The organism is Legionella sp. PC997, assembly GCF_014109825.1.
Taxonomy (GTDB): domain Bacteria; phylum Pseudomonadota; class Gammaproteobacteria; order Legionellales; family Legionellaceae; genus Legionella.
Map to the genome: position 1 here is coordinate 3,057,606 of NZ_CP059576.1, position 25,205 is coordinate 3,082,810.

The window sequence follows — 25,205 nt, forward strand, 5'->3', positions numbered from 1 at the left end:
CCCCTATGCCACAGCTCGTCTAAATGTTATCTCTACCCTTGCATTAATTGAATTATCACCACCCTTAGTAAACCCAATAATAGGTTTATCACTACCCAAACCTTGTGTAAAGATAAAACGGCTATCTACCCCCTGAGACCAAAGGTATTCACTAACAACTCGCGATCGAGCTAAAGTCAACGCGTGTTCTCTTTGTGGAGAGACATATTTGTTACTGTAACTCGCCACATTAATTGCAATTTTTCGAAACTGTTTCAGGAATACAGCAATTTCATTGAGTAATGGGTAGGACTTCCATTTTAAACGCGGTGTTTCGGGTTCAAACAAATAATTAGCAGGAATACTGATCATATAATCCTGACCAATTGTAATTACTTTTACCCCTCTTTTATTTAATTTTTTAGCGAGTTTCATGATGGTAGCATCACAGGCACCAAGGACCTTACATGGATATTTAGGCTCCTCTTTATCCAGTGCCCAATAGTCACCTTTGCAGGCGGTCAACGTCAATAAGACAACCAATCCAACAGCCTGAATTAGATTAATACGTACTGATCTCACTCACTATCCTCATATTTCAAAATGACCATTTCAAAATGATTCTGACTGTAGTTCTGTTGTGTTCCATCTTTAAGAAAAGGATGCAAATCATTACGTTACAATGAATTGAATAAAATAGCTATTTTTTTAAAAATTTATTTATTGCTTTACATTTTTTTGAATAAAAACAGAGCCGATAGCTTCATTTTTTTTCAAACGGTAAATAGCCTTAGAATACTAAATATTTATGAAATAGGGTTTTGTAATCATAAGACTGAAGGTCTTCTAGCCATGTATCAAATGGCTAGCTTGCTTGCGAAGGCCCTAGGATTTAACAAAGCAGTCAAATCTAAATATTGCAGAAATAGTTTACTCTTCTTCACTTTTTTTCGCTGCTTTTTCACGTTCCGTAGCAATTTTTTCTGATAATGATCTAACCAGATCGGTTAACTCATCTGGAGCAATGAAATCTCTCTCCTCAGGCGGATAGCTGGTAGCCAATTGGAAATCCTTAATCAATTCATTTGCTACTGTGCCTGCATATTTATCTTTAGCTCCAGCCAAACGCTCAATATTCATCATCTGGTTACGTGTTTCATTAATGGGCAGTAAAGACTCAGAGAATGCAGCTTTATCACTAACCAATATCGGAGGCGCACCTTCGTTTACTCGTAGTGGGCTAAATATTGTTAATGCACCTTCGACTTCTTCTTCAATTAGATCTTCGACAGGCTCAGGTTCATTATGACCATGAAATGCAATCAAAGCAGAGACACCTCGCTCTATTGGCTCTTCTATGGGAGATTCTCGTAACAACTTAGAAATAAGCGTAATTTCTTCACTTTCTGCAGTTTTGTTAATTGATAAATCCCCGCTTTCCAATATAGCCTGAAAAGAAGTCAATTGTTTTTGTAACTTCATTAAATAGTCGTCGGGTGGCGCTTCAACTTTCAAAAATTGATTTAGTTTCAATTTCTTCACAGGTTTTGGATTCGCATAAAACATACGGGCACGAACAATTTTTGACTTGAAGAATATATGTGCCTCACCTTCTGTTTGTTCTTTTAAATCCAAAAGATCTACACGTGCTCTCTTTTCAAAAGAAGAACTTTTACTGTCCATATAGGTATTTGCTATGCTGGTATCTTTAGCCTGGAACGAATCCACTTTAGTCACATAGGCTTCCCCTGCTGTTTTGGTGAAGAAATCCCATGTTTCTGTTGGATCTTCTAATTTCATACATATTTTGATGTTCGTGTTTGCACCGATTGATGCAGCTTCTTCTTTAGACGCCTTTTGGAATGCAGGTAAATCTTGCCCTGCGAAAATTGCAGAGAATCCCAGAGAACGCGCTTGTGCAGGGACAACTGCAAAGCCCTGAACTGCATAATACCCATACTCATCCAAAATGCACATATAAGGTGTAGGTGCATTCGTGGGCTTTCTCAAGATCACATCTCGATAATCCCCTTCAACGTCTTCTCCTAAACCTGCAGCCATCATTGCTTTTAATGAAGAAACAATAATCTTTCCAAGGTTAGACAACTCATCTGGAGATTTTTCTAAAGCGGGCAATAATACAACCAGAATCCTACGATTTAATACCACGTCCTTGAAATCTACCTCAGCCAAGTTCGTACGAACAATATGTCCATACGTATCCGCCAATGATGAAAACGCTCTAACCAACTGCATGGTAATAAAACCATGTTGTTCCAAAACCTGGGATACTTGCTTTCCTTTTTTCTCTTTATTGTAACCTGGCAAGGTTCCTAAATAGTTACGTAAAGGGTCGGTAACCAGTTTTGGTATTTGTTCGATATTCACACTTTCTTGATTATCACGTGGGAAGATTTTATCAACAACGATGACTTCTAACCGGTTTAAATCAAAATAGTTACGGATAGTATCCGCATCCAAGAGTATGGCACCTTCATCACGCATATAGACTAGAAGCCGCATCAAAGCTTCTACGAAGGCAATCGCACGACCCTTCCACATGTCTCCATCTCCGCCTCCTTTTGAGTCACCCATTAAACTTACTACAAGTTGGGTTAACATACTGGAAGAACCTTGAGAAAAAGGATTAAATGTATTAGACAGTCTTCGTTCTTGAGGACCAATAATGTCGCGGGCCCCAGTCATAAAGTTGATTAGAAGCAAATCGTCTTCACGCCCCATGCTCCGGACCATGGAAAAAACTTTTGCATAAAGTGAGTTATCCCCTTTGCCGTCCACATAAATGAAACCACTGCCTTGGACTAAAGCATTAAAAGCAAGAGAAACCAAACATTCTGTTTTACCGCTACCGGTTGAACCGAAGATTAATGCATGGGTACGCATATCATCATTAGCAAACCATAATTCATGGCCTGTTTTTCGATCGTTACCAAAAAAAGCGATGCCACGAGCCATATTAGGCTTGTTAACACCTGGCTTCATATCGTTGAAATCTTTTACTCTAGAAATTAGAGGAAGTCGGAATGGTAATTTTTGTTTCCGAGTATAACTGTAAAGAAAACTTCCAGCACCTACAAGCATTAAGAAAGTTGCGGCCTCGGAAAAATAATAAGACATCGCTGCTAGAGTAAAAAGTATAATCGAGATATTAGTTGGATCAGCGAAAAAATCCGCTAATCTCTGCGTCAAAGTCCGCGTATCCCTAAGTAAAAGGGTGGGATCTAACTCATGACGTGATTCGATACCACGCATCATGGCTCTAACTCCTGCATTTGTCGGGGTGTTAACTTAACTTCTTTTATGGCTATTTCCAAAGCTTTAATCGCCTCATCTATCATTGGTACCAAAGAACGCCGGCCCATTTCTTTCTCAGCTTTCCAGTGAGCGTACGGGCCTGCAACTTCTGAAAAAGGTGTTTGTCTACCAACACAATTGAGCATATACCATAAACGTCTATCAACCGGTCTTAACCATAAAAATTCCGAGCTCGGAACAACCCCATCATCCCGGGCTTTTTCTAGTAATGAAGCCATTACACTTAAAGTATAGGCGTGTTTTGTAACAACTTCCTGTATAATTTCTGTGTTTTTATATTTTTCTATTGTGGGTCTAGCAACAGAATAGTCAAGTTTTCCTGCAACATAAGTTCTATCTAAAGTTGTTAAAATATTATTTGCAGCATCTCTATCTCGATTAATACGAGCAAGGAAAACAGCAGCTAACGCGTAAGCTTGTGGTGAACAATGTTCAAAACCATCCCAATACGGGCCTAATTGTAGGGTAAAAACTCGTTTCGCATCCCCTCTTCGAATCCCTGCGGTCATCTCCTGGCCAGGTACAGGATTGTCTAATAATACATCTTCTTTTTTTAACAAATTGTATTTGCGCGCAAATTCCATGGGTGTTAGAGCCATGGCCCAAGGACCTTTATTTATATCTTGCTCGACTAAATCTTCTTTAACAATAGGCATAATTGCAGGCCAGTTAAATTGCTCTTGCTCACGTAATTTTTTCATATCATAAATTTTGCGAAACTTAAGAGTAATATTGGACTGATACAAAAGAACTGCCAAAACAAGTAATACAAGAACTACAGGATAACGCATGAAGTCGCCCACAGCACGTGTAGTATCTACGAGTTGTTCCCAATTCACTGCATTGGGATCAATAGTTTGCATGATTTGAATCAAGCTTGCTAGTTGCTCACTATGAACAAAAAGATTAACTAGTTTTGCTTGCCAAATATTAATTTGAAAAACAACCATCACAATATACTGATGTCCCATTTTCCATATCAGAAACACAGTAATAAACAACAGTACCATGACCCATATTGGACCCATGCCACTATCTTGACCTTGTTGTTGCGGTTGTTGTGCCATTAATGATACTTCAAAATAATTGTTTGCTTTAAGTATATACTGCTCTATGATAATTTTGCGAGAGATCCGCAAGTATATCTATGCTTTTATACCATGTTAAAACAGGATCACTGTTCTTTAATCAAACGACCACGTGAATATTTATAAACACCCGTTAGATGAACAAAACGAGTAATATTTTCTACGTCTAAAGATCTATCTTTTAACGTGAGCAATGGACTACCTAATCTATCATATAAGATTTTATCAGGAGCAAGAGAAATAATATCAGTTTTATTAATGTAAATCGCAACATACGCCTCGTTCTGCTTATTCTCTTTTGATTTAATTATGGCGACTACTTGTTCTTCATTAGTGTAGATTGGACGAGAAATCATTTGACGCGGCAAGTTGGCAATTATCCTTTCCCAGGATGAAAGATTAGAACCATCCGATGAGTATAAAGAAACAAAAACTTCCTGCTGACCGCTTCGTAAAGCAAGGCGATTTGCTAAATGAGCATCAGAGCGAAGTTGCGCTTGGCTACGCGCATTAATTTTCTTAGCAAAATTATCGCGAATTCCAACTAAGCGATTACCAATTGACCTCAGAAAATTTGACTTATCCCAAGGCCCATTTTGAATCGCATAATCCAATGCTTTAAGAATCGCGTCATTATGCTCTTCGGTAAACGTTTCTTTTTTCATAAAAATCAAATATAACCTTATAAGAATGAAACACACTGCATAAAACAATGCAATATTAAGGAGTATAACAGTAATTTCGATTATATAAAAAAGATAAACTCACAAAGAGGCATGTAACCTCTTTGTGAATCGTACAAAAAAAAGATTAAAATTTATTTGAAGTTACTATTAACTCATTCCTAAGCGAGATCCACTTTCATTTTCAACTTCTTTGGCTGTCTCTTGTTGCTTAGATTCTTGAAGTTGTTGCTTCGCTTCATGGAAAAGTGGGTTTGCAACTTGTGTTTGTTGTTTCTCTTCTTTGGATTGTAGCGCTTGCAACGCTTCAGGACCTTGAGTTATTACATTGTTTACGGCATTTAAATTATTTATTGCTGCTTCAAGAAAATCCAAGCCATCTTTACCTGTTGCTAAAGCCACTGCTCTCATTTTTAGAACAGTATCTTTTATGTTAGAGATTTCTTTAGCAGCAACTGTAGCAGCTGGCTCATCGCTTGGTCCGTGTTCTCCGTGAGCAAAAAAACTCTCTCTTTTCAAAAATCCCATCGCATCACCCCTAAAACATAAAAATCTTTAATAGATTTAGTGTACCAAAAAATATCGCCAATGTATTCTAAATCATCAGTGCTTTCGATTTCTTTACAATTTATTTTTAAAAGAGCACCTAGTCGTACATCAACTCATCCAAAGGGGTATAATCACGACTGGGCCCCCCTTGAATTAACTCATTTAATACGTCGGTCATACACAACAAACGTAAAACATTCGGTGTTACCTCATCAAAAATCACTCGGAGTCCTAACAAAGCACCTTCGGCCTCATCAAATGTCGCTCCTAATCCATAACCAAGACATAGGGAGCACAATTGATCCGCCCGTTTTGCAATAGCGGGTAATAACCCTGTATCTACAAAAACCTCATCATAACTCACAAATCGATCGTTAAGATAAAATTTTGCATTTAAACTGGCTGCAATAACTGACATGCATTTACTAATATCTCGTTCCATATTATCGCCACCACGGTTTTGAAGATTTAAGGGAGCCGGCCAAAACGCTTCTTATCCACCTTAAAAAAACAGGAACTGTAAAACCGTAATGCTCAATAATGCCAAAAAACACTGCAGAGATTAAAACCAAAACCCCTGTCCAAATCCTAATGTGCATTAAAAATAAAAAAATAGGGAAAGCTGCTCGAGCATCAACTATAAAAAATCGGGCACTTCGCGCAGAATCTCTCCAATGTGCAGTTTCAGCAAATCCAGCCATATTTCAAGCCTCAAAAATAATCACCTCTTTTGAAAAGTATATACCTAAACAAAGTCTTTATCACCTTGGTAATTTGTAAAATATATAATATTTTTACTACAATTCGTCTATTTAATGAATACTATAGATGATGGCTTAACATTAAAAAAAAGCCCTCTCCAGTAAAGAAGAGGAACTATAAGTACGGATGACGATTTTAATACGGATGACACTTTTATATTATTTTTTATCCATTGGGGAATGTCCTTTGGTAAATGACGCCCCTAAGATGTTGTTTAGGACGTGTTTCATTTCTAATTCCTCAGATGGTTTTTTTGCAGAGGGCGTTAATTGAGGCACAGCAAATTCTTGTGCAACTTCCTCTGTCTCCTGCGAGTTAGCTTCAGTACGGGTATTGCTTTGTCCGGCACCCAGTTTTCCTAACATTTTCGAAGTACTGTATTGACTCATCTGAATTCCTTCTATGACACCATAACTAATAAATTAGCATAAAGAACTTAAGGAATTATTAACACAATTATATTTTTTATAAAAAATACTATTGAGTAGTATGTCTATTTTACGTTATGTTAAAACAACCTATTAAAAAATAGGTTCACTTGTCATTTATGGATGAATGCAATTGCTCAACTGACTCCAAAAGTCAAAGCGATTGAGAAACAATAGAGTCTTAAGCAATGGGACTCTAGAACAGGAGGAAATATGGCTAAAGGTGAAGTTAAATGGTTTAATAACGCCAAAGGTTGGGGGTTTATTATTCCAGAAAATGGCGGCGACGATATTTTTGTTCATTTCTCGTCGATTCATGGCACAGGCTACAAAACATTAGTTCCCGGGCAAACAGTCAATTACGATGTAGAACAAGGGGATAAAGGTTTGCATGCAGCTAATGTAATAGTACTTAGTGAAAATGCTAATACTGAAATGGCTTAATTAAGTTAACGCAGTATCATGTGGTGCTGCGTCCATTAGCCAAGAAAACGAGATAATTGTTCACAAATACTGAATTAAAAACTGTCTTCATGTATGATGACCTTATCCTCTTTAAGGTTAAGAATTGGCAATGAAGCATGGTTTATTACTCATAAATCTTGGCACCCCTAAGAGTGCAGATACTTTATCTGTCGGGAGCTATTTACGCGAATTTCTTACTGATAAACGCGTCATCGATCTCCCTGTTTTACTTCGCTATGTGCTCGTTTATGCATTTATTTTACCTTTTCGTTCCAGACGCTCTGCCCATGCCTATCAATCCATATGGACTGAACAAGGTTCGCCTTTACTATTTCATAGCCAAAACTTAGTTAACCAATTGCAAAAAGAAGTGGGAGCCGAACACCTCATTGCTCTTGGCATGCGTTATGGAGAACCCTCTATTGAGAGTGCTTTGAATAAGTTAAAACATTGCGAATCCATTACTATTCTGCCTTTATACCCGCAATATTCTTCCGCAGCTAGCGGCTCATCCATTGCGGAAGCGATGCGTATCATGAGCAGTTGGGAGCTTATTCCATCCATTCATATCATCCGTGATTTTTTTCAACATCCAGCGTACTTAAAAGCACAAGCCCAAATTATTAAAGCGTCTCTTGAAGAAGATTCCCATGTTCTTTTTAGCTACCATGGAATTCCTGAGCGCCAAATTACTAAAAGCAGCTGTAAGACTATTTGTATTGAATCCTGCCCTCCTTTAAGAGATGAAACTCAAGGTTGTTATAGAGCACAATGTTATGAAAACAGTCGTTTATTGGCCCAGGAATTGGGCTTATCTTCGAATAGCTACAGTACTGCGTTCCAATCAAGACTGGGCAAAACACCCTGGGTAAAACCTTATACGGATCAGATCCTAGCTGAATTGATTGCTCGAGGAATTAAAAAATTGATTGTTGTTTGTCCTTCTTTTGTAGCCGACTGTTTGGAAACACTCGAAGAAATAGGAATGCGGCTCAAACAACAATGGACAACGCTTGGTGGTGAAGAATTAATTAACCTGCCTAGTATGAATGTCGACCCTTTATGGAGGAAGGCCATCATTGAAATCGCGCATCTGCAACCCGCTTCTCAACCCAGGAGCCTTTCGTGAAGCCCCAGCTAATCGTTGCCAATATCTGGGGTATTCTCGTTTCTAAATTGAAGATTATTGGATTATCAAGCATTCTTCTTATTGCTTTGGGTGTCTACTTAAAACTCTATTATCATACGGCCAAAGCTCCAGCCTCATCACTTAAAATAGTGGAGACCGTGACGGTTTCTCCGTCAACAATTGAAAAAAAGATAAAGCTTATTGGCATAATACGCCCTAAGCATGCTGCAGTTCTTATTGCCAAAGGATCGGGAGTGCTTGATATCCTCATGAACTCAGGACAAATAGTCCAAAAAGGTGACTTAATTGCCAAAATAACTAATCCAGATATTGAAAGAAGCTATCAACTCTCTAAAGAAACAGAACGATTGGAAAACACTCAATATCAACGGCTTAAAAATTTACAACAAACAGGATTTGTTAGTGCACGAGAAGTAGAGGAGAAAAAGAGAATCTGGATTGATTCGCAAAAAGAAAAAGCAAAGACCAAAATTGAATTAAAAAATATGCGTTTTTATGCTCCATTCGATGGCGTTATTGGTGCATTTAAAATTAAAGAAGGGGCACAGGTAACTGACGGCGCGGCGGTAGTTACCATCTATGATCCGGATTCGTTAAGCGTTGAAATTGATATTCCCTGTACGAATATTCATTCAATCGATGAAAACCAGCCAATTTATATATTAGGAACACGGTATCATTTAAGTCATGTACAAAAAATGATTGATGATGAAACCCATATGTGCCCAGCGGATGTTGATATCCAATGCACTCATTGCTTAGTAGGAGCCAGCGTATCCACCCAATTGGTTGTGAACAAAAAAACAGAGGCCTTAGTTATTCCTACGCAAGCTTTATTTCTCAAAAAAGGTACAACTCATGTTTATAAGGTCGTGGATAAAAAAATTGAACTTGTAGCCGTCAAAACAGGGTTACAAGAGCAAGATAAGGTTGAGATTATTTCAGGATTAAAATCTGGAGATCAAATAGTAAGCAAAAGTCCCGAGCGATTATATTCGGGACTGGAAGTCTCAATTTATAAAGGCTAAGCATCCTCTTATGAAATTTACAAGCTATTTCTTAAAGCATCCCGTGATTGCAATTATACTTAATTCCATGGTTCTGCTTCTGGGAATACTGTGTTTTAATTCGTTACCTTTGAGAGAATATCCCAATATCAGTTTCCCGGTTATTACAATAAATACCACTTATCCCAATGCTAGCCCTGAATTAGTCGAATCAGTTGTAACTAATGCCCTCGAGGATCAGCTTGCTGGGGTAGAAGGATTAGAACTAATGACGTCACGTTCTAACCCAGGAAACTCATATATTACTTTAAGATTTCGTCCAGGGACCTCCATGGACAAAGCGTTGAATGCCGCTCATGAAGCCGCGCGGTTGGCACAACTTCCATCATCAGTAAAATCACCTGTTATTGAACGTCAGCGCCAGGCGGATGGCTTGCCTTTTATAGGAATTGCCCTGGAGTCTTCTTCGTTAAATTTTGGAGAGCTCACCCATTATGCCAATTTGAATCTAAAAAATACGCTCCGTAGCCTTAAAGGAGTTGCTTCAGTTGATGTATGGGGGCAACCTTACACTTATAGTATTCAATTAGATCAGAAAAAATTATATACATTCGGCATCAATGTTGATGAGGTAGCCAATGCGATTGCTAATAACCATTTATCGCTACCAGCAGGTAGTTATCAAGACAAGATTCCTACTACACTTGATTTTGAATTGAAAACTCCGGAAGATTATGAAAATCTAGTAATCAAAACTCAAAATCATCATCCAGTTTTTCTCAAGTCATTAGCAAAAATTCAATTAACTACCGACACCAGCCAATTTCGAGTTAAAGTCAACGGGCATTCAGGATTAGTACTTGCAATTAATCGCGCGAGTGATGCAAATCCAATTGAGGTATCTCAAAGTGTCCGTAAAGAACTCAACATCTTAAAAAAAAGTTTACCTGATGACATCAAGACTAAAATCATAATTGATCAATCGGAATTTATTAAGGCTTCCCTTAAAAACATTCAATCTTCTATCATTGAATCAATTTGCTTAGTCTTAGTGATCATTTTCATTTTTCTGCGAACTATACGCGCTACACTTATTCCTTTAATTGCAATTCCGATTTCTCTTTTGGGTTCTTTATTGTTTTTGAAAATTGCAGGCTTTAGTATAAATCAAATGACGCTTCTTGCGATGGTATTGGCTGTTGGTTTAGTAGTAGATGATGCCATTATTGTTCTTGAGAATATATGGCGTCATATTGAAGACAATTTATCTCCTATGGAAGCCGCACTTAAAGGCTCCAAACAAATAGGTTTTGCCATTGTCGCGATGACATTAACTTTAACGAGCGTTTATGCCCCTATCGCTTTAATTGACGGCATGATCGGTCAATTGTTCATTGAATTTGCAGTCGCCCTAGCAGGAAGTGTATTCATCTCAGGAATGGTAGCATTGACCCTTTCACCTTTGATGTGCGCTACATTCTTGCATAAAAATACAAAACACCTATGGCCAGGGATTGATAGGTTCCTAAATAGCCTTGCTCAGTATTACTATAAATTACTTAATATTATCATCCATCGGAAAAAAACTACCCTTTTTATCCTATTCCTTTCATTGAGTTTGAGCCTGCTCTTTTACAAAATAATGCCTGGTGAAACGGCCCCGAAAGAAGATCGTGGCTTGATAGGTATTTACACTCCACCGTCATCCGGAGATAACTTGGACACCCTAGAAGCCAATACCAAACTCGTGCAAAAATTTGTAGGTAAAGTGCCCGAAGCAAAAAATACATTAACCTTTTTAGGAACTTGGGGTAGTAGTATTGTTATGCCTTTAAAATCTCATCAACAAAGAACTCGTTCAGCCGAGCAGATTGTTCATTCATTAAAACCTAAAACTGAGCGACTACCCTCAGTCGATGCTTCGATTTGGAGCTGGGACTCAGGATTACCTGGAGTAGAAGATGCACGTAATAACTCTGAACTGGAACTCGTTATTTCAACCACCGAGGATTTCCGCCAATTATTTGAAACAACAGAACGCTTGAAAAAGATACTGGATCAAAGCAAAACATTTGCTTCTACTCGTTATGATTTGCGTCTCGATTCGATGGGATACTCAATAAATATAGATAAAAACACCTTAGCCCAATTAGGATTGACTCCCGCACAATTAGCTAAAACCGTTGAAGTTTTTTTCAGCAGTGATAAGTCCTTAACATTTCAAAAAGATGGGGTCTCTTACAATCTAACCTTGCAGGGATCATCCAAACCCTGGACCCTAGATGAACTTTATCTTACAGCGCCCTCCGGAAAGCGCATTTCATTAGGTTCAGTGGCTCAAATGAAAAGACGTGCCCAGCCCACCGCATTAGAACATGTCAACCAAATGCGCTCGACAACTTTATATGCCCAATTACCTGAAAAACAATCCTTTAAAAAAGGAATGAATGAGCTCTTGGAGCTCGCTAAAGAAAACCTCCCCAACCAGTATAAATTAAGTTGGGGTGGTGCCGCCAAAGCCTATAATGAATCGTCGCATACGATGGTTTTGTTATTTGCTTTAGCGATACTCTTTATTTATGCCATTCTCGCAGCCCAATTTGAAAATTTTATTTACCCACTCATCATTTTACTCACCGTACCTTTAGCTTGTTTTGGGGCCTTATTGTTCGCTTACTTATTTGGTCAATCTCTCAATATTTTTACCCAAGTCGGTTTAGTCACCTTAGTTGGACTAATCAGTAAACATGGTATTTTGATTGTAGAATTTGCGAATCAATTGCAAAAAGAAGGATTTTCATTAGCGGATGCGATAAAGAAATCGTGCTCATTAAGGCTGCGCCCTATTCTCATGACTACTGGCGCTATGGTTTTTGGTGCGATACCGTTGGTACTTTCACATGATGCTGGAGCTGAAGCCAGGCATGCAATAGGTACAGTACTTATTGGAGGCTTATGTGTTGGTACATTATTTACTCTATTTGTGCTTCCTTCCGTCTACTTCATGATCTCACAAATTATAAAAAAACCTGAAAAACAATAAGGAAATAGACCCCGATCCTAGAGCATTTGGACACTCTCAATATGATTTTTGTTCAATATTTAGTCTAAAATTAAAAAAAAGAGAGTATGGACTTATGCAAATGACTCAGACGCCTTTGGAGTTGGAGATATTAAAAACAGAAAGGTTAAGAACGACAATCTTAGCCTCCTTTTTTTTAAGTTTATCTCTTATGTGGATCCTGTTTATTTCTTACGCGCCTGAACAATATTATCAATATTACGGTAAAACATCGGTTATAATTTTTCCAGGTTATTTAGCGGTCATAGGGGTGTATTTTCTTTTGATGCATCAAGTTATTTGTCAATATATGCGCTATAAAAAAAATATCCCTACTCTTCTACGGTATTTTTTCGCTTTTATCGAAATGAGTATTCCAACATTGGCTCTTATTATCATAGCCAACTTTCAAAAATCAGCTTATGTTCTTGTAATGCCACCTGTTTTAATTTATTTCATTTTTATTTTTCTGACTTCACTGACATTAAATGTATGGTTGTGTTTTTTTGCAGGATTAATCGCAGCACTTCAATATTTGAGCCTATCCTATTATTTTTTACATTATACAGATATCTCAGGGATCGTTTACTATTTAACAGGATGGTTTTCCTATGCTGCTCGTGGAGCATTATTGTTAATTGGAGGCATAGTTGCAGGATTTGTGACGACTCAAATGAAAAAACAATTTAATAGCGCTTTTGAAGCTCAACAAGAACGTAATAAAATCGAACATATTTTTGGTATGCACGTTTCTCCTGAGGTTGTATCCAAATTACTATCAAAGAATTCGAATGCAAGTGAATATATACCTGTTTGTATTATGTTTTTGGATATAAGAAATTTTACTCGTTTTGCCGAAGATGCTGACCCATCTATCGTTGTTCAGCATCTTAATAAACTATTTAAATATATGGTTGAAATCATTCATGAGAATAAGGGAATTATAAATAAATTTTTAGGTGACGGTTTTATGGCAATATTTGGCGCCCCCGTTTCCAGTGGAAATGATGTAGAACATGCAGTGAATGCGGCTTTACAGATTATTGCACGTACTGAAGAGGAAATAAAAAAGGGCAATATTCCTGATTTTAAATTAGGAATAGGAGTGCACTATGGCAATGCGATAACAGGTACTATTGGTTCAAAAAGTCGTCTTGAATATACGGTTATGGGAGATGTGGTTAATTCAGCAGCCCATATTGAACAGTCCAATAAAACGTACAATACAAACCTACTCATATCTGAAGAGGCCTACAACAAAGTATCTAATATTAAGGCTGAATTAGTGGGTGATGTTATGTTAAAACATCGGGATCATCCTATTAAGTTGTACAAATTAATTTAATCCATCCTTTTGTTTAAAAACTACTTTATCGTACAACTAATATAAGAATCTCTAGAACATGGAAGAATTAATATAAAACCAGCTAAGTTGGTAAAGAATCCGAAAAAATAATCGAAGCGCTACACCTAGATCTTTTATCTCCCAAAATAAACTTATACTCCGCACAGTTATTTTAAGGTACTATAAAATCGTTCGACTTTTATAGGAGATTATGTTGAAAAGGATCTGTTTTTTAATGATATTTTTTGTTTCTCAAGCAATAAGCTCTGTATTTAGTTCGGAGGATATCCAAAAACTAAGACAACATTTTTATGCCAATATCCAATCTAATGGAGCAATAGTAGCCGCTCCCTCAAAACAAAATCCAGATTATTATTACGATTGGGTTCGTGACTCAGCGATCGCCATGAGCTTGATTGAAACCTGGTACGAATCCTCTCATGCCATTGGATACAAAGAACGTTTATTTAACTATATTTCTTGGACTCAAAAACTTCAGCATCAATATGATCCATTACCGGGGCAAGATATATTGGGAGAACCTAAATTTTATATTAATGGTTCACCGTTTGATGGTTCTTGGGGCAGGCCACAAAATGATGGTCCAGCTTTAAGAGCATCGGTTCTAATTCGTTTTGCGCAACAATTGTTAGATGATAATGAATCAGAATATGTACTGGCGAATCTTTATAATAGTAGTTTGGATCCAAATTCAATGGGCGTCATTAAAATGGATTTGGAGTATACCGCTCATCACTGGTCTGATAAAAATTATGATCTGTGGGAAGAAGTATTTGGAGATCATTTCTTTACTGCCATGACTCAGCAAAAAGCACTTCATGAAGGGGCTGCTCTTGCTCGTCGGCTCAATGACAAGGAAGCAGCTCTTTATTATGACCAACAAGCAAAACTAATAGGTCAGCGTCTCACTGCGCATTTGGATCCAGTACATAAAACAATTCAAGCAACACTTTTCCCCCATCCAGGTCCACAAAAGGCTTTAGAGCTTGATTCATCTATAATTTTGGGTATTTTATTTAATCCACAAACAGAGGGTGATTTAGCGCCAAATAGTTTATATGTCCAAAATACAGTTGAAGCGTTATACAAACAATTTAATTCGATCTTCCCAATTAATAACAACCATTCAGGAGAAATTTTATTTGGACGTTATCCTGGAGATACCTACGATGGATATCAAACCAATAGCATGGGTAACCCCTGGTTTATTTTAACAGCAACTATGGCTGAATATTACTATACGCTTGCTGATAATTTACCTTTAACCAAAATCAATCAACCTGCAATCATAAAACACATTCAAGTGGGTGATAATTATCTGAAACTTATAAAAAATTATGGCAAAGACATGAAATTAAGTGAGCAAATTAATTTAACTACCGGAGTCCAACAAGGTGCGCCATCTCTAACTTGGAGTTATGTTGCTGTTTTACGTGCCATTGATTTAAGAGATAAACTAACTAATAAGTTAAAATAATTTCAAGAAACTTTTCACTAGCCAACGGTCTTTTCAAAGCCCTATGGCTAGTTTTTTATTTCCTTTTAGGTAGAAGCGTAATAAGAGGGTTCTTCTTTGTCTGAATCTTCAATCGGAAATGCCTCTTCGCGTCCTAACAAACGTAGTGGCTTGCCTGACATAATATAATTCTCAATTTGCTCCAAGCTAATGTTTTTTGTTTCAGGCATATAAAAATAGGTATAAATAAGACCTAGAAGACAAATCACCGCATACACAGCAAAAGTGTATTCTATACCCAACATTTTTTCTAAAAGAGGGAAGCTAAAAATGACAATGGTATTAAAAGTCCAGTTACTCATAGCGGAGAAACCCATTCCCACGCCACGAACGTGTAAAGGAAATATTTCAGCCATCGCAATATGGGGTATTGGCCCCACACTCACCGCAAAAGAGAAAATATAAAGAATTAGACAAAGAACTGATAAGTAAGGTAACCAAGGGATTTGATATACTGAAAACATACATAAAAACAAGAGGCTGAAACACATGCCGGAGAAACCAAATAGCAGGAGTTTACGCCGACCTATTTTATCAACACTAAGCATAGCTATTACTGTCACCAGTAAATTAACAAGACCAATACCAATGGTTGCCAAGATTTGTCCCGCGACACTATTCATTCCTAAATTTTTGAAAATTTCAGGTGCAAAATAGATAACTACATTAATTCCGCTCAACTGTTGTAGACAAAATAGCATGGTGCCTAGCATCAAAACTGGTAATAAGGGGCTTTTAAACAACAATAGCCAACTTCCCTTTTTAGGTTCATTAGCCAAAGTCCTTTCGATATCCAACAGCTCATGCTCGATTGAATGACTTTTACGTAATTTTTTTAAAGCCTTGGATGCTGCCTCACGACGTCCCACACTGCATAACCACCTAGGAGACTCTGGCATGAGTAAAATTCCAATGCATAAGACCAGGGCAGGAAAAGCACTTGAAGCAAACATGGCACGCCAATCATTGTTTTCAAGAAATAAATAATTGACTGAATAAGAGCAGACGATTCCTACTGTCATTGCCAATTGGTAAATAGCAACGACTGCTCCTCTTGTTTCATAAGTTGCTGTTTCTGCCAAATACAAGGGGGCCATTACTGAAGCCATACCAATTGCTAAGCCAAGAACTAATCGTGAAATAATAAGTATAGTAATTGAATCCGCAAATCCAGCTCCTAAAGCTCCTAAAAAAAACAAGACTCCGGAAAAAGACAGTAAGGTGCGACGACCAAAACGCTTCACCCCTTTTGATGCCGTAATCGCACCAATTAACATGGATCCGAACAAAGCACCAAAGGGCAATGCTGAGGCCATCACCCCAACATGAGTAGCCGTTAAGCCAAAATGATTTTTAACCAATTCTATAGAACCTGCAATGATTCCTTCATCATAGCCAAACAAAAAACCCGCGACCGAACCGATAATTGCAACAACCCATGTCATATTTAACTCCTTGATCGATAATCCCAAATTGGGGGTAAATACCTTATTCCCAATTTATCGGGATATTCTTTATCTACTCCCATCCTCGTACACTGTGACGCGCCGAAAGAGATAAATCAGTTATTAATGCCCAATCACCTTTTTTAATCGCTTCTTCGGGAACTATCCAGGAACCTCCAACACAGGAAACATTTGGCAGTGCCAGATAATCAGAAAAATTCTTCTCATTAATCCCTCCTGTTGGACAAAATTTAGCCTGCGGGAAAGGACCATGCATCGCCTGTAACATATTGGCCCCCCCCGCAGCAGTTGCAGGAAAAAATTTAAAATGGGTATAGCCCAAAAATAATCCTTCCATTAATTCCGATACACTCGACACACCAGGTATCAATGGGATATTGGAAGAACATCCCGCAGTTAAAAGGGCTTGGGTTTTTCCAGGGCTTAGGGCAAATTTTGCACCCATATCTGCAACGTGTTTTAGTTGTTCGGGAGTAGTTACAGTTCCAACTCCAATTAAAGCTTCGGGGAAAGTTTTTAGGAGTAATTCAACGGCCTCTAAGGCAACTGGCGTTCTAAGTGCGACTTCAATTATATGGATACCCCCTGCAAATAACGCTGTAGCTAAAGGCAGAGCGTCCTCTATTTCTTTAATTACAACAACCGGGATAACAGGTGATGTGGAAAAAATAATTTCCGGCCGCACCAGCCAATTTGGAAACGACATGAAGCTCTCCTTGTAGTCGATTGCAGCCTAAATGAAGTAAGTGTAATTCTAGAAATAAGACTTATCCGATATTCTAATTTTCATCTAAGCCACGATTGTTTTAAATAAACTGCAGCCCCCAATATCCCGGGTTGCTCGGCAGTAATCACATAGGTCGGGATTTTCGCATTGAAATCGCTAAAACGCCCTTTTTCTTCAAAACAAGATCGAAAATCACTGCCATGCAACAAGGTAATTAATCGTGGTACGATACCACCCGCAATGTAAACACCCCCAAAGGCAGCAAAAATTAATGCTAAGTCACCAGCAAAAGAACCTAAAATTTCGAAGAATTGCGCTACGGTCGCTTCAGCAATGGTACATTGTTGTGCTAAAGCCAACGCAATTATTTCTGATGCGGAAACTAGACCTATTTCCCTTTGATGCAAACTAGCCAGTGCTTGGTATAAATTTTCTAAACCCTGCCCTGATAATAAGCGCTCATAGGATACATGCTCATATTTTCGTCTGAGATAACGATAAATAAACCATTCTTGCTCTGTTTTTGCACCCCAACTAATGTGCCCTCCCTCTCCTGCATGAGCAGAATATCCTTCCTGAGTTGACACCAGAAATGCCACCCCAAGTCCGGTTCCAGCCCCCAAGATCGCCCTGGTTCCATTTTGTTCTGCAGTCCCTCTTCCTATTTGGAGAATTTGTTGGGTGGTTAAAACAGGTAAACTCATTGCAATGGCATTGAAGTCATTCAAAACCTTAAGCACTGTTAGCCCTAATTTTTGCTTGACTTCATTAATAGAAAAACGCCAATGTGCGTTGGTCATACAAATCACATCCCCAAGCACCGGACAAGCAATCGCGAGGGCAGCTTGCTTTATTTCATCCAAACCATGTTGTGATTTATAGGCTGAAAACAGGGATTCAAAACTAGGATATGCAGCGCATGAGTAAATTTCAATTTTATCCATAAGCAGATTATTTAAATTGACACGACTGAAGCGTGCAAAAGTTCCACCGATATCTGCAACGATTGCATAATCTTTTAAACCATCACTCATAACACGTCTCTTTTCCCTGAAACAAACTACATGCTCCCTGCTCAGCTCCGGTGAATTGGGATCTTAAACTGCTAAATAGTTCTCTACCCATGCCAAGATAAGAGCCCATTTCAGTTAAAACTGCTTTCGTTCTTAATTCCAGCTCATAATCTGTAACTAATAATTGCAGTACCCCTTGTTCGGCATCAATTAAAATCATATCTCCAGTTTCAATTCGACAAAGTACTTCATTATCTAATGCCTCCGGTGTGACATGAATCGCAGCAGGAACTTTACCTGAAGCCCCAGACATCCGGCCATCAGTAACTAAAGCAACTTGAAAACCTTTATCCATGAGCACACCCAGTTTGGGTGTTAATTGATGTAATTCGGGCATTCCACAGGCTTTAGGTCCCTGAAAGCGCAGTACTACCACGCAATCTTTATTTAAATCGCCTTTTTGGAACATCTGTGCAAACTCCTCCTGACTGGAACATACCACTGCGGGCGCTTCAATTTTACTTTTCCCAGCAGCAAGCCCTGAAGTTTTAATTACCGCCCGTCCAATATTTCCACTTAATACTTGCAAGCCACCTTGAGATTTAAAAGGAGTTTTAGCAGAAGTTAATACACTCTCATCATTTGAACTAGAAGGGCCAGGAGCCCATAACAATTGCTCATTATCTAATAAAGGTTGTTGGGTATATTGCTGCAAACCTAAACCCATCACTGTATGAACATCCTCATGGAGCAATTTTGCATCCAGTAAGGTATGGATAAAATAGGCCATACCACCCGCTCGTTGGAAGTGATTGATGTCTGCATATCCATTCGGGTAAATCTTGGCTATTAAAGGAGTTACGGCAGACAATTGAGCAAAGTCATCCCAATTAATCGAATACCCTGCTGTAGCCGCTATTGCAATTAAATGCATCGTATGATTCGTTGAACCGCCAGAAGCCAATAATGCCACAATGCCATTGACAATATTTTTTACATCCATCAATTTGCCTATGGGCATATAATGATTAGTTAAATCCGTTAAGGAAAGAATTTGTTCTGCCGCAGCCCAGGTTAGTGCATCACGTAAAGGCGTACCCGGATTGATAAATGATGAACCGGGAAGCTGCAATCCCATGGTTTCAATAATCAGTTGGTTGGAGTTAGCAGTGCCATAAAAAGTGCAGGTGCCTGCAGAATGATATGAAGCCGCTTCTGCCTCAAGCAATGCATTTTTATCTACTTTCCCTTCAGCATACAATTGACGAATACGCGCTTTCTCTTGGTTTGATATGCCTGAAGGCATAGGGCCTGCGGGTATAAAAATGAAAGGTAAATGACCAAAGCTCAAAGCTGCCATCAGCAATCCCGGAACAATTTTATCGCAAATACCGAGCATAAGGCCGCCATCAAACATATTATGAGACAAACCTATGGCTGTTGACATGGCAATTACATCTCGGCTTAATAAGCTTAATTCCATGCCACTTTGTCCTTGGGTAATTCCATCACACATTGCAGGAACGCCTGTGGCAAATTGTGCTACGCCACCCGCAGCAGAAATAGCTTTTTTGATTAACGAGGGATAATTCAGATAAGGTTGATGCGCTGAAAGCATGTCATTATAAGACGAAACAATAGCAATATTTGCGTTAGTCATCCCCCTCAGCTTGGCTTTATCCTGTTTCGCACACGCAGCAAAACCATGGGCTAAATTACCGCAATGGAGCACACTGCGATGAGGGCCTTTAATACGTAATTGTTCTATATGCTTTAAATACAAATCTCTGCTACGTATACTCCGTTCACGGATTCGGTCCGTAACTTGAGCTACAACCGGGTGCATTTTTCTTCCTTAAGGTGCGTATAGCACCTGAACATTTGCATCAAAGTTATTTAAAAAAGCACTCACTGGCATTACCATAGAATCATGCTCTGCCATTGCTTGATGCAATACAGTCAATTTCTTCTGACCTAATAAATGTAAAAAGATAACGCGACTATTTAATAATCTTTTTTTAGATAAACTTATGCGTTGATGAGGGGCAGTCTTTGGGCTAATTCGAAGCACTGCTGCAGCGTTATCATCCAACCCCATACCCAGTTCATCAGAGCAAGGAAACAAAGAGGCGACATGCCCATCCTCACCCATCCCTAAAATCACCGCATCAAACGTAGGTAGAGAGGCAATTATTTGCTGTGTTTGTTCTAAAGTACAATCTTCATTGTATAAACTCAAAAAATGAGCTTTAGCTGCCTGATGCTGCAGTAAAAAATTTCGGACTAAACGGTCATTTCGATCAGAATCATGAGCAGGCACACAACGCTCATCGGTCAAAGTGATTGTAATTTTATCCCATGGGAGATCGGTTTTAGACAAAGCTTTAAATAAATCAATAGGAGTTTTTCCACCCGAGACCACTAAATAAGCGTGGCCACGTTGCTCCACTGCATATCTAAGAATACCTTTTATCTGCTCGACCAAATCCTCTGTTAAGATAGAAGCTTCACTAAAACTACGTAACTGCATTTTGCTCCCCCCATACATGCGCCTTACCATTGTATAAACGAATTACTTCTAAAGGCCCCCAAGTTCCTGCAGGATAAGTATAAAGTGGGGTCTCTTGCCTTTCCCATGCTTGCCCAATTTCATCAATCCATTTCCAAGCTTGTTCTACTTCTTCACGACTTACAAACAGATATTGATGGCCTAGCATCACCTCCAACAATAAGCGTTCATAAGCATCGGCAATTCTTTGCGAGTTAAAGAGATGATTAAAATTTAAGTCCAGCTTACTATCTCGTAATTGCATAGTTTCACTAAGACCAGGGATTTTATTCATCATTCGTAATTCTACTCCTTCATCGGGTTGCAAACGAATGATAAGTTGATTAGGAGATAATTCCTGTTTTAATTGTTTAAAAACATTATATGGTTGTGGTTTGAAGTAAATCACTACCTCACTTTGTTTTTTTGATAATCGCTTACCGGTTAATAAATAAAAAGGGACACCAGACCAGCGCCAGTTATCTATAAATGCTTTGATTGCAACAAAAGTTTCAGTAGTTGAAGTTTTATGGGCGCCTTCTTCATTCAGATACCCAGGTATTTGTTGGCCCTTAATCACGTTTCCTACATACTGCGCACGCACCGTGTGCTCCTGGGCATGTGCAGGAGAAATAGGTCGCAATGATTTTAATACCTTTAACTTTTCACTACGAATACATTCAGCAGAGAGACTCATTGGTGGTTCCATTGCCACAAGAGCTAGGATTTGTAAGAGATGATTTTGCAACATATCCCTTACTTGACCCGATTTATCATAATAAGACCATCGTCCTTCTACGCCTACTTCTTCTGCTACGCTAATTTCAACTTTATCAATAGCTTGATGATCCCAATTTGAAGAAAATATCGCATTTGCAAAACGAAGTACTAGGAGATTCAATACTGTTTCTTTACCCAAATAATGATCAATTCGATAAATTTGATCTTCGGCAAAAAAATGGGCCACCTCATTATTAATTACTATGGATGAAGGTAAATCATGACCAATTGGTTTTTCTAAAACCACTCGTGAGGGTTGTTTGGTTAAACCAATACTTGACAGACCTTGGCATGTTTGAGCATAAAGTGTCGGCGGAATTGCAAAATAAGAGATTGCGATTCGCTCCTCGGGACTTACATAATCTAATATCCTCGAATAATCTTCGGGTTGTGTGAGATCAATCTGGCAATAAGTCATCTTATGAATGAGACGTGACCAAACCTGTTCATCCAGTTCTTCATTGATAAAAGCTTGTACTTTAGATTTTATTAACCCGGTATAGTCAGTTAATGTGAAGGAATCCCGAGCGCATCCAATAATTCGGGTATTGGCATGAAGCAAATTGGCGCGTTCGAGTTGATACAAGGCGGGAAATAGCTTACGACATGACAAATCCCCCAAAGCACCAAATATAATTAAATCACAAGGATATTTTACAGCAACTTCTTCGATCATGTTTGTCCCAAACAATCCTTTTTTGAGGTTCAATACTAAATTGAAAGATTGTGCAGATCAACACAAATCAAAGCTTATCCTGAGAAAAGGAGTTTCACGGAAAAGCCTTTGGGGCCAAATGTTTTTGGGACAATCATTGCAAAACCTGATTTTTATGCTATATGAAATAAATAAGATAGCCGTTCGCTTCGCCTGCTTCATTGGCTTAGCTATGAGGCGATGACTAGAGGAGTAATTAGATGTATTTTACCCTAAATCATTATTAGGAGAAGCCGATGCTTAATAAGAGATTTTCTGAAAGATTAAATAAAGAACTTGACAATATTGGTGCACCCGAATCAAGTGCAGAGCGTATTGAAGTATTATCGAAGCTGGTTAAAATACCAAGGTTTAAGGCGGAAGCATTGCTTAACGGCGCCACTAACCCAGATGAAAAATTACTCAATGCATTAGCCCAAGAATTCGAGGTAAGTGCTGATTGGTTGGTCGGTAAAAGTGATTCGTCTCATTAATGTATTTATTCGACTTTATGCGCGCATAAACACATATTGTCTATAATTAGAGCTACATGTTTGTAATTATGGGGTATTTGTATTATGCGAGCACCAATAGATGCATCGCCTATCGAAATTGAAAATTAGCTTCTTCTATTAAGAAGTGATCCTTGTGGAAAATCCTCACTCCTAAAACAATGGACGTGGTCAATGAATTTACGAAAATGCTTGATGCCGCCAAAGTTGAACTCGAAAATGCCCCCTCGTTCTATGAAGCTCATCCTGATACTTCCTTTTTTAAAGAAAGTATCGTGAAGTAATAAAGGGGAATCGTGAGCAAGAGGAAGAAAATTCCGATATTTCATATCGCTAAACGACGATCGTAAAGCAGCTTAACCATGGAACCGATCATTCACACTGATCGGTTTTGCATGTTTCTCAATGTACTCAAAAATTTTGCCAGCTATATTAATTCCAGTGGCTTTTTCCACACCTTCAAGACCAGGGGAGGAATTAATTTCTAAGACTAAAGGTCCATGATTCGATCGAATTAAATCGACACCCGCAACCTTTAATCCCATTGTTTTAGCAGCACTAACTGCAATAGAACGCTCTTGTGGGGATAACTTGACTTTGACCGCTTTTCCACCTTGATGAACATTGGCACGGAACTCCCCCTCTTTCGCTTGTCGTTTCACCGCCGCAATTACTTTTTCTCCGACAACAAAACAGCGAATATCGACGCCACGTGACTCCTCAATAAACTCTTGTACCAAAATGTTGGCATGCATTTCTTTAAAAGCATTAATAATACTCACCGCTGATTGATGACTATCTGCGAGAATAACCCCTTTCCCCTGAGTTCCTTCCAATAATTTAATAACTAAGGGAGCACCCCCAACCATACGAACTAGGTCTTCAGTATCATCCGGTGATTGGGCAAAGCTTGTTAAGGGCATAGGGATTCCTTTGCGGGCTAATAACTGTAATGAGCGGAATTTATCACGCGAGCGGGCTATGGCTAAGGACTCATTTAAAGCATACATACCCATAGTTTCCATATGACGCAAAACTGCTGTACCGTAGTAAGTATTCGATGCACCAATTCTTGGAATGACTGCATCAAAATGAGGCAAGGGTGACCCTCCTCTATAATGAACCTTAGGGCAGGAAGCGGCGACATTCATGTAACAATATAAAGGATTAATAATTCTAATCTCATGGCCAGCAGCTTCTCCCTCTGCTTTCAGACGCTTGTGAGAGTACAAATGTGGATTTGTGGCCAATATTGCAATTTTCATGAAAAACGCTTTCCTCAATTTTTTTATTATTCTAGAAATTTCGAGCCTTTTTACAACTCGCTCGTATAAATAAAGCCTAGTCCAAAAATGTAAAAATCACCTTGGAGCAACAAAATATATTTCAAAAAAATGTTCCCTTAAGAAACCAACAACAGATAATCCTGCGCTAATAAATCTGCATGATGCGGCGTGGTAAAAAATGCATTAAGTTCTCCGTGGGGATTGAACAGCATCAAAGCACCACTATGCTGAATATCATAATTTGTGACATCATTAGTTCCCCTTTCAATTACTTTTGCATAAGCAATTCCCATTTCTCGAGTCATTAACTTAATGGATTCCTCATCTCCTCGGGCCCCATAAAAATTGGGATTGAATGAAGTGACATAATGTCCTAGTTTTTCTTGATTATCACGCTCAGGATCAATTGAAATCATCACGACGTGCGGCAAATTCTTTACACCCTTCTCTTCAAGAATGCGATACATTTTGGATAATTCGGCCATAGTAGTGGGACAAACATAACCACAGTTTGTAAAACCAAAAAACATTAAAGTCCATTTCCCTTTTAAGCTCTTATTGCTAAATGGTTTTTCATCCATTCCTGTTAAATTAAACTGATTCACTTGTCTTGGATTTTCAAGGTAAGTACCATGAAATGAAGACACATCTATTTTTTTCTTAAAATGTACATGCTGACCTACAAAAATTCCTGAAAACAATCCTGCAAGAGCCAGCAAAACAACTACAGTAAAGGTAACACTTTTAGCCTTTAAACTCATTTTACCCCCTTATAGGAACATACATGGA

The 25,205-nt window shown here is 38.5% G+C and carries 24 protein-coding genes; 8 read left to right on the forward strand and 16 right to left on the reverse strand.

All coding sequences use genetic code 11. The features are described 5' to 3' along the window. Nucleotides 1-3: 3 nt before the first annotated feature. The 8 genes from icmN to HBNCFIEN_RS13325 all read right to left on the reverse strand — a co-directional run bounded on the left by icmN (nucleotide 4) and on the right by HBNCFIEN_RS13325 (nucleotide 6,786). Nucleotides 4-561: a type IVB secretion system protein IcmN/DotK gene (icmN, locus tag HBNCFIEN_RS13295; protein ID WP_182391551.1), complete on the reverse strand. Its 558-nt coding sequence runs from the start codon at nucleotides 559-561 to the stop codon at nucleotides 4-6. A gap of 348 nt (nucleotides 562-909) precedes the next feature. Beyond that, nucleotides 910-3,255: a TraM recognition domain-containing protein gene (locus HBNCFIEN_RS13300; RefSeq protein WP_182391552.1), complete on the reverse strand. Its 2,346-nt coding sequence runs from the start codon at nucleotides 3,253-3,255 to the stop codon at nucleotides 910-912. Next, complete coding sequence (gene icmP / locus HBNCFIEN_RS13305; RefSeq protein ID WP_182391553.1) at nucleotides 3,252-4,382, reverse strand: type IVB secretion system coupling complex protein DotM/IcmP; 1,131 nt, start codon at nucleotides 4,380-4,382, stop codon at nucleotides 3,252-3,254. Before icmP ends, HBNCFIEN_RS13300 begins: the two co-directional genes overlap by 4 nt. A 107-nt stretch (nucleotides 4,383-4,489) precedes the next feature. Then, the gene (gene icmQ / locus HBNCFIEN_RS13310) at nucleotides 4,490-5,068 is read right to left on the reverse strand and encodes a Dot/Icm secretion system protein IcmQ (RefSeq protein ID WP_182391554.1); all 579 of its coding nucleotides are present in this window, start codon (nucleotides 5,066-5,068) and stop codon (nucleotides 4,490-4,492) included. 168 nt (nucleotides 5,069-5,236) lie between these two features. Next, nucleotides 5,237-5,614: a hypothetical protein gene (locus HBNCFIEN_RS13315; protein ID WP_182391555.1), complete on the reverse strand. Its 378-nt coding sequence runs from the start codon at nucleotides 5,612-5,614 to the stop codon at nucleotides 5,237-5,239. Nucleotides 5,615-5,732: 118 nt separating this feature from the next. Further along, nucleotides 5,733-6,077, reverse strand: coding sequence for a type IV secretion IcmS family protein (locus tag HBNCFIEN_RS13320; protein ID WP_182391556.1), 345 nt, complete (start codon nucleotides 6,075-6,077; stop codon nucleotides 5,733-5,735). A 1-nt stretch (nucleotide 6,078) separates the two neighbouring features. After that, the gene (gene icmT, locus HBNCFIEN_RS17615) at nucleotides 6,079-6,336 is read right to left on the reverse strand and encodes an IcmT/TraK family protein (RefSeq protein ID WP_220470997.1); all 258 of its coding nucleotides are present in this window, start codon (nucleotides 6,334-6,336) and stop codon (nucleotides 6,079-6,081) included. A 219-nt stretch (nucleotides 6,337-6,555) separates the two neighbouring features. Then, nucleotides 6,556-6,786, reverse strand: a complete 231-nt coding sequence (locus HBNCFIEN_RS13325) for a hypothetical protein (protein WP_182391557.1) — start codon at nucleotides 6,784-6,786, stop codon at nucleotides 6,556-6,558. 252 nt (nucleotides 6,787-7,038) lie between these two features. Here HBNCFIEN_RS13325 and HBNCFIEN_RS13330 point away from each other — a divergent pair, with 252 nt between their 5' ends. The 6 genes from HBNCFIEN_RS13330 (at nucleotide 7,039) to HBNCFIEN_RS13355 (ending at nucleotide 15,351) form a co-directional block, all read left to right on the forward strand. After that, complete coding sequence (locus HBNCFIEN_RS13330) at nucleotides 7,039-7,269, forward strand: cold-shock protein (RefSeq protein WP_182391558.1); 231 nt, start codon at nucleotides 7,039-7,041, stop codon at nucleotides 7,267-7,269. 130 nt (nucleotides 7,270-7,399) lie between these two features. Next, nucleotides 7,400-8,419, forward strand: a complete 1,020-nt coding sequence (gene hemH, locus HBNCFIEN_RS13335; protein WP_182391559.1) for a ferrochelatase — start codon at nucleotides 7,400-7,402, stop codon at nucleotides 8,417-8,419. Then, nucleotides 8,416-9,468, forward strand: coding sequence for an efflux RND transporter periplasmic adaptor subunit (locus HBNCFIEN_RS13340; protein WP_182391560.1), 1,053 nt, complete (start codon nucleotides 8,416-8,418; stop codon nucleotides 9,466-9,468). The genes hemH and HBNCFIEN_RS13340 overlap by 4 nt, the downstream gene beginning before the upstream one ends. Nucleotides 9,469-9,478: 10 nt before the next feature. Continuing rightward, nucleotides 9,479-12,490, forward strand: a complete 3,012-nt coding sequence (locus HBNCFIEN_RS13345; protein ID WP_182391561.1) for an efflux RND transporter permease subunit — start codon at nucleotides 9,479-9,481, stop codon at nucleotides 12,488-12,490. A gap of 100 nt (nucleotides 12,491-12,590) precedes the next feature. Then, complete coding sequence (locus HBNCFIEN_RS13350) at nucleotides 12,591-13,853, forward strand: adenylate/guanylate cyclase domain-containing protein (RefSeq protein WP_182391562.1); 1,263 nt, start codon at nucleotides 12,591-12,593, stop codon at nucleotides 13,851-13,853. A 235-nt stretch (nucleotides 13,854-14,088) separates the two neighbouring features. Further along, entirely contained in the window at nucleotides 14,089-15,351 is a 1,263-nt protein-coding gene (locus HBNCFIEN_RS13355) for a glycoside hydrolase family 15 protein (protein WP_182391563.1), read from the forward strand. A 65-nt stretch (nucleotides 15,352-15,416) separates the two neighbouring features. Here the strand turns inward: HBNCFIEN_RS13355 and HBNCFIEN_RS13360 are convergent, their stop codons facing one another. From HBNCFIEN_RS13360 to zwf, 6 genes are all read right to left on the reverse strand, one after another. Then, nucleotides 15,417-16,835, reverse strand: coding sequence for a sugar porter family MFS transporter (locus HBNCFIEN_RS13360; RefSeq protein ID WP_182391564.1), 1,419 nt, complete (start codon nucleotides 16,833-16,835; stop codon nucleotides 15,417-15,419). Between the two features lie 73 nt (nucleotides 16,836-16,908). After that, nucleotides 16,909-17,562, reverse strand: a complete 654-nt coding sequence (locus HBNCFIEN_RS13365; protein WP_182391565.1) for a bifunctional 4-hydroxy-2-oxoglutarate aldolase/2-dehydro-3-deoxy-phosphogluconate aldolase — start codon at nucleotides 17,560-17,562, stop codon at nucleotides 16,909-16,911. Between the two features lie 80 nt (nucleotides 17,563-17,642). Further along, entirely contained in the window at nucleotides 17,643-18,617 is a 975-nt protein-coding gene (gene glk / locus HBNCFIEN_RS13370) for a glucokinase (RefSeq protein ID WP_182391566.1), read from the reverse strand. Then, nucleotides 18,610-20,442, reverse strand: coding sequence for a phosphogluconate dehydratase (edd, locus tag HBNCFIEN_RS13375; RefSeq protein WP_182391567.1), 1,833 nt, complete (start codon nucleotides 20,440-20,442; stop codon nucleotides 18,610-18,612). The genes glk and edd overlap by 8 nt, the downstream gene beginning before the upstream one ends. A gap of 9 nt (nucleotides 20,443-20,451) precedes the next feature. Further along, nucleotides 20,452-21,126 carry a 6-phosphogluconolactonase gene (gene pgl / locus HBNCFIEN_RS13380; RefSeq protein ID WP_182391568.1) on the reverse strand — a complete coding sequence of 225 codons (675 nt, stop codon included), beginning with the start codon at nucleotides 21,124-21,126 and terminating at the stop codon, nucleotides 20,452-20,454. After that, nucleotides 21,113-22,600 carry a glucose-6-phosphate dehydrogenase gene (gene zwf / locus HBNCFIEN_RS13385; protein ID WP_182391569.1) on the reverse strand — a complete coding sequence of 496 codons (1,488 nt, stop codon included), beginning with the start codon at nucleotides 22,598-22,600 and terminating at the stop codon, nucleotides 21,113-21,115. Before zwf ends, pgl begins: the two co-directional genes overlap by 14 nt. Nucleotides 22,601-22,875: 275 nt before the next feature. Here zwf and HBNCFIEN_RS13390 point away from each other — a divergent pair, with 275 nt between their 5' ends. Both HBNCFIEN_RS13390 and HBNCFIEN_RS13395 read left to right on the forward strand, forming a co-directional pair. Next, entirely contained in the window at nucleotides 22,876-23,112 is a 237-nt protein-coding gene (locus HBNCFIEN_RS13390; RefSeq protein ID WP_182391570.1) for a hypothetical protein, read from the forward strand. A 152-nt stretch (nucleotides 23,113-23,264) separates the two neighbouring features. Continuing rightward, nucleotides 23,265-23,414, forward strand: coding sequence for a hypothetical protein (locus tag HBNCFIEN_RS13395; protein WP_182391571.1), 150 nt, complete (start codon nucleotides 23,265-23,267; stop codon nucleotides 23,412-23,414). A gap of 72 nt (nucleotides 23,415-23,486) precedes the next feature. Here the strand turns inward: HBNCFIEN_RS13395 and rimK are convergent, their stop codons facing one another. Continuing rightward, nucleotides 23,487-24,395 carry a 30S ribosomal protein S6--L-glutamate ligase gene (gene rimK / locus HBNCFIEN_RS13400; RefSeq protein ID WP_182391572.1) on the reverse strand — a complete coding sequence of 303 codons (909 nt, stop codon included), beginning with the start codon at nucleotides 24,393-24,395 and terminating at the stop codon, nucleotides 23,487-23,489. Nucleotides 24,396-24,532: 137 nt separating this feature from the next. Further along, the gene (locus HBNCFIEN_RS13405; RefSeq protein WP_182391573.1) at nucleotides 24,533-25,177 is read right to left on the reverse strand and encodes an SCO family protein; all 645 of its coding nucleotides are present in this window, start codon (nucleotides 25,175-25,177) and stop codon (nucleotides 24,533-24,535) included. Nucleotides 25,178-25,205 lie beyond the last annotated feature (28 nt).

Excerpts from the sequence above, each read along its gene's own strand:
- HBNCFIEN_RS13315 (WP_182391555.1), bottom strand. The coding sequence starts at position 5,614 with ATGGGATTTTTGAAAAGAGAGAGTTTTTTTGCTCACGGAGAACACGGA.
- HBNCFIEN_RS13360 (WP_182391564.1), bottom strand. The coding sequence starts at position 16,835 with ATGACATGGGTTGTTGCAATTATCGGTTCGGTCGCGGGTTTTTTGTTT.
- glk (WP_182391566.1), bottom strand. The coding sequence starts at position 18,617 with ATGAGTGATGGTTTAAAAGATTATGCAATCGTTGCAGATATCGGTGGA.
- HBNCFIEN_RS13325 (WP_182391557.1), bottom strand. The coding sequence starts at position 6,786 with ATGAGTCAATACAGTACTTCGAAAATGTTAGGAAAACTGGGTGCCGGA.
- HBNCFIEN_RS13390 (WP_182391570.1), top strand. The coding sequence starts at position 22,876 with ATGCTTAATAAGAGATTTTCTGAAAGATTAAATAAAGAACTTGACAAT.
- hemH (WP_182391559.1), top strand. The coding sequence starts at position 7,400 with ATGAAGCATGGTTTATTACTCATAAATCTTGGCACCCCTAAGAGTGCA.
- zwf (WP_182391569.1), bottom strand. The coding sequence starts at position 22,600 with ATGATCGAAGAAGTTGCTGTAAAATATCCTTGTGATTTAATTATATTT.
- rimK (WP_182391572.1), bottom strand. The coding sequence starts at position 24,395 with ATGAAAATTGCAATATTGGCCACAAATCCACATTTGTACTCTCACAAG.
- icmQ (WP_182391554.1), bottom strand. The coding sequence starts at position 5,068 with ATGAAAAAAGAAACGTTTACCGAAGAGCATAATGACGCGATTCTTAAA.
- icmP (WP_182391553.1), bottom strand. The coding sequence starts at position 4,382 with ATGGCACAACAACCGCAACAACAAGGTCAAGATAGTGGCATGGGTCCA.
- HBNCFIEN_RS13330 (WP_182391558.1), top strand. The coding sequence starts at position 7,039 with ATGGCTAAAGGTGAAGTTAAATGGTTTAATAACGCCAAAGGTTGGGGG.
- edd (WP_182391567.1), bottom strand. The coding sequence starts at position 20,442 with ATGCACCCGGTTGTAGCTCAAGTTACGGACCGAATCCGTGAACGGAGT.
- HBNCFIEN_RS13355 (WP_182391563.1), top strand. The coding sequence starts at position 14,089 with ATGATATTTTTTGTTTCTCAAGCAATAAGCTCTGTATTTAGTTCGGAG.
- HBNCFIEN_RS13320 (WP_182391556.1), bottom strand. The coding sequence starts at position 6,077 with ATGGAACGAGATATTAGTAAATGCATGTCAGTTATTGCAGCCAGTTTA.
- HBNCFIEN_RS13350 (WP_182391562.1), top strand. The coding sequence starts at position 12,591 with ATGACTCAGACGCCTTTGGAGTTGGAGATATTAAAAACAGAAAGGTTA.
- pgl (WP_182391568.1), bottom strand. The coding sequence starts at position 21,126 with ATGCAGTTACGTAGTTTTAGTGAAGCTTCTATCTTAACAGAGGATTTG.
- HBNCFIEN_RS13405 (WP_182391573.1), bottom strand. The coding sequence starts at position 25,177 with ATGAGTTTAAAGGCTAAAAGTGTTACCTTTACTGTAGTTGTTTTGCTG.
- icmT (WP_220470997.1), bottom strand. The coding sequence starts at position 6,336 with ATGGCTGGATTTGCTGAAACTGCACATTGGAGAGATTCTGCGCGAAGT.
- HBNCFIEN_RS13300 (WP_182391552.1), bottom strand. The coding sequence starts at position 3,255 with ATGATGCGTGGTATCGAATCACGTCATGAGTTAGATCCCACCCTTTTA.
- HBNCFIEN_RS13345 (WP_182391561.1), top strand. The coding sequence starts at position 9,479 with ATGAAATTTACAAGCTATTTCTTAAAGCATCCCGTGATTGCAATTATA.
- HBNCFIEN_RS13365 (WP_182391565.1), bottom strand. The coding sequence starts at position 17,562 with ATGTCGTTTCCAAATTGGCTGGTGCGGCCGGAAATTATTTTTTCCACA.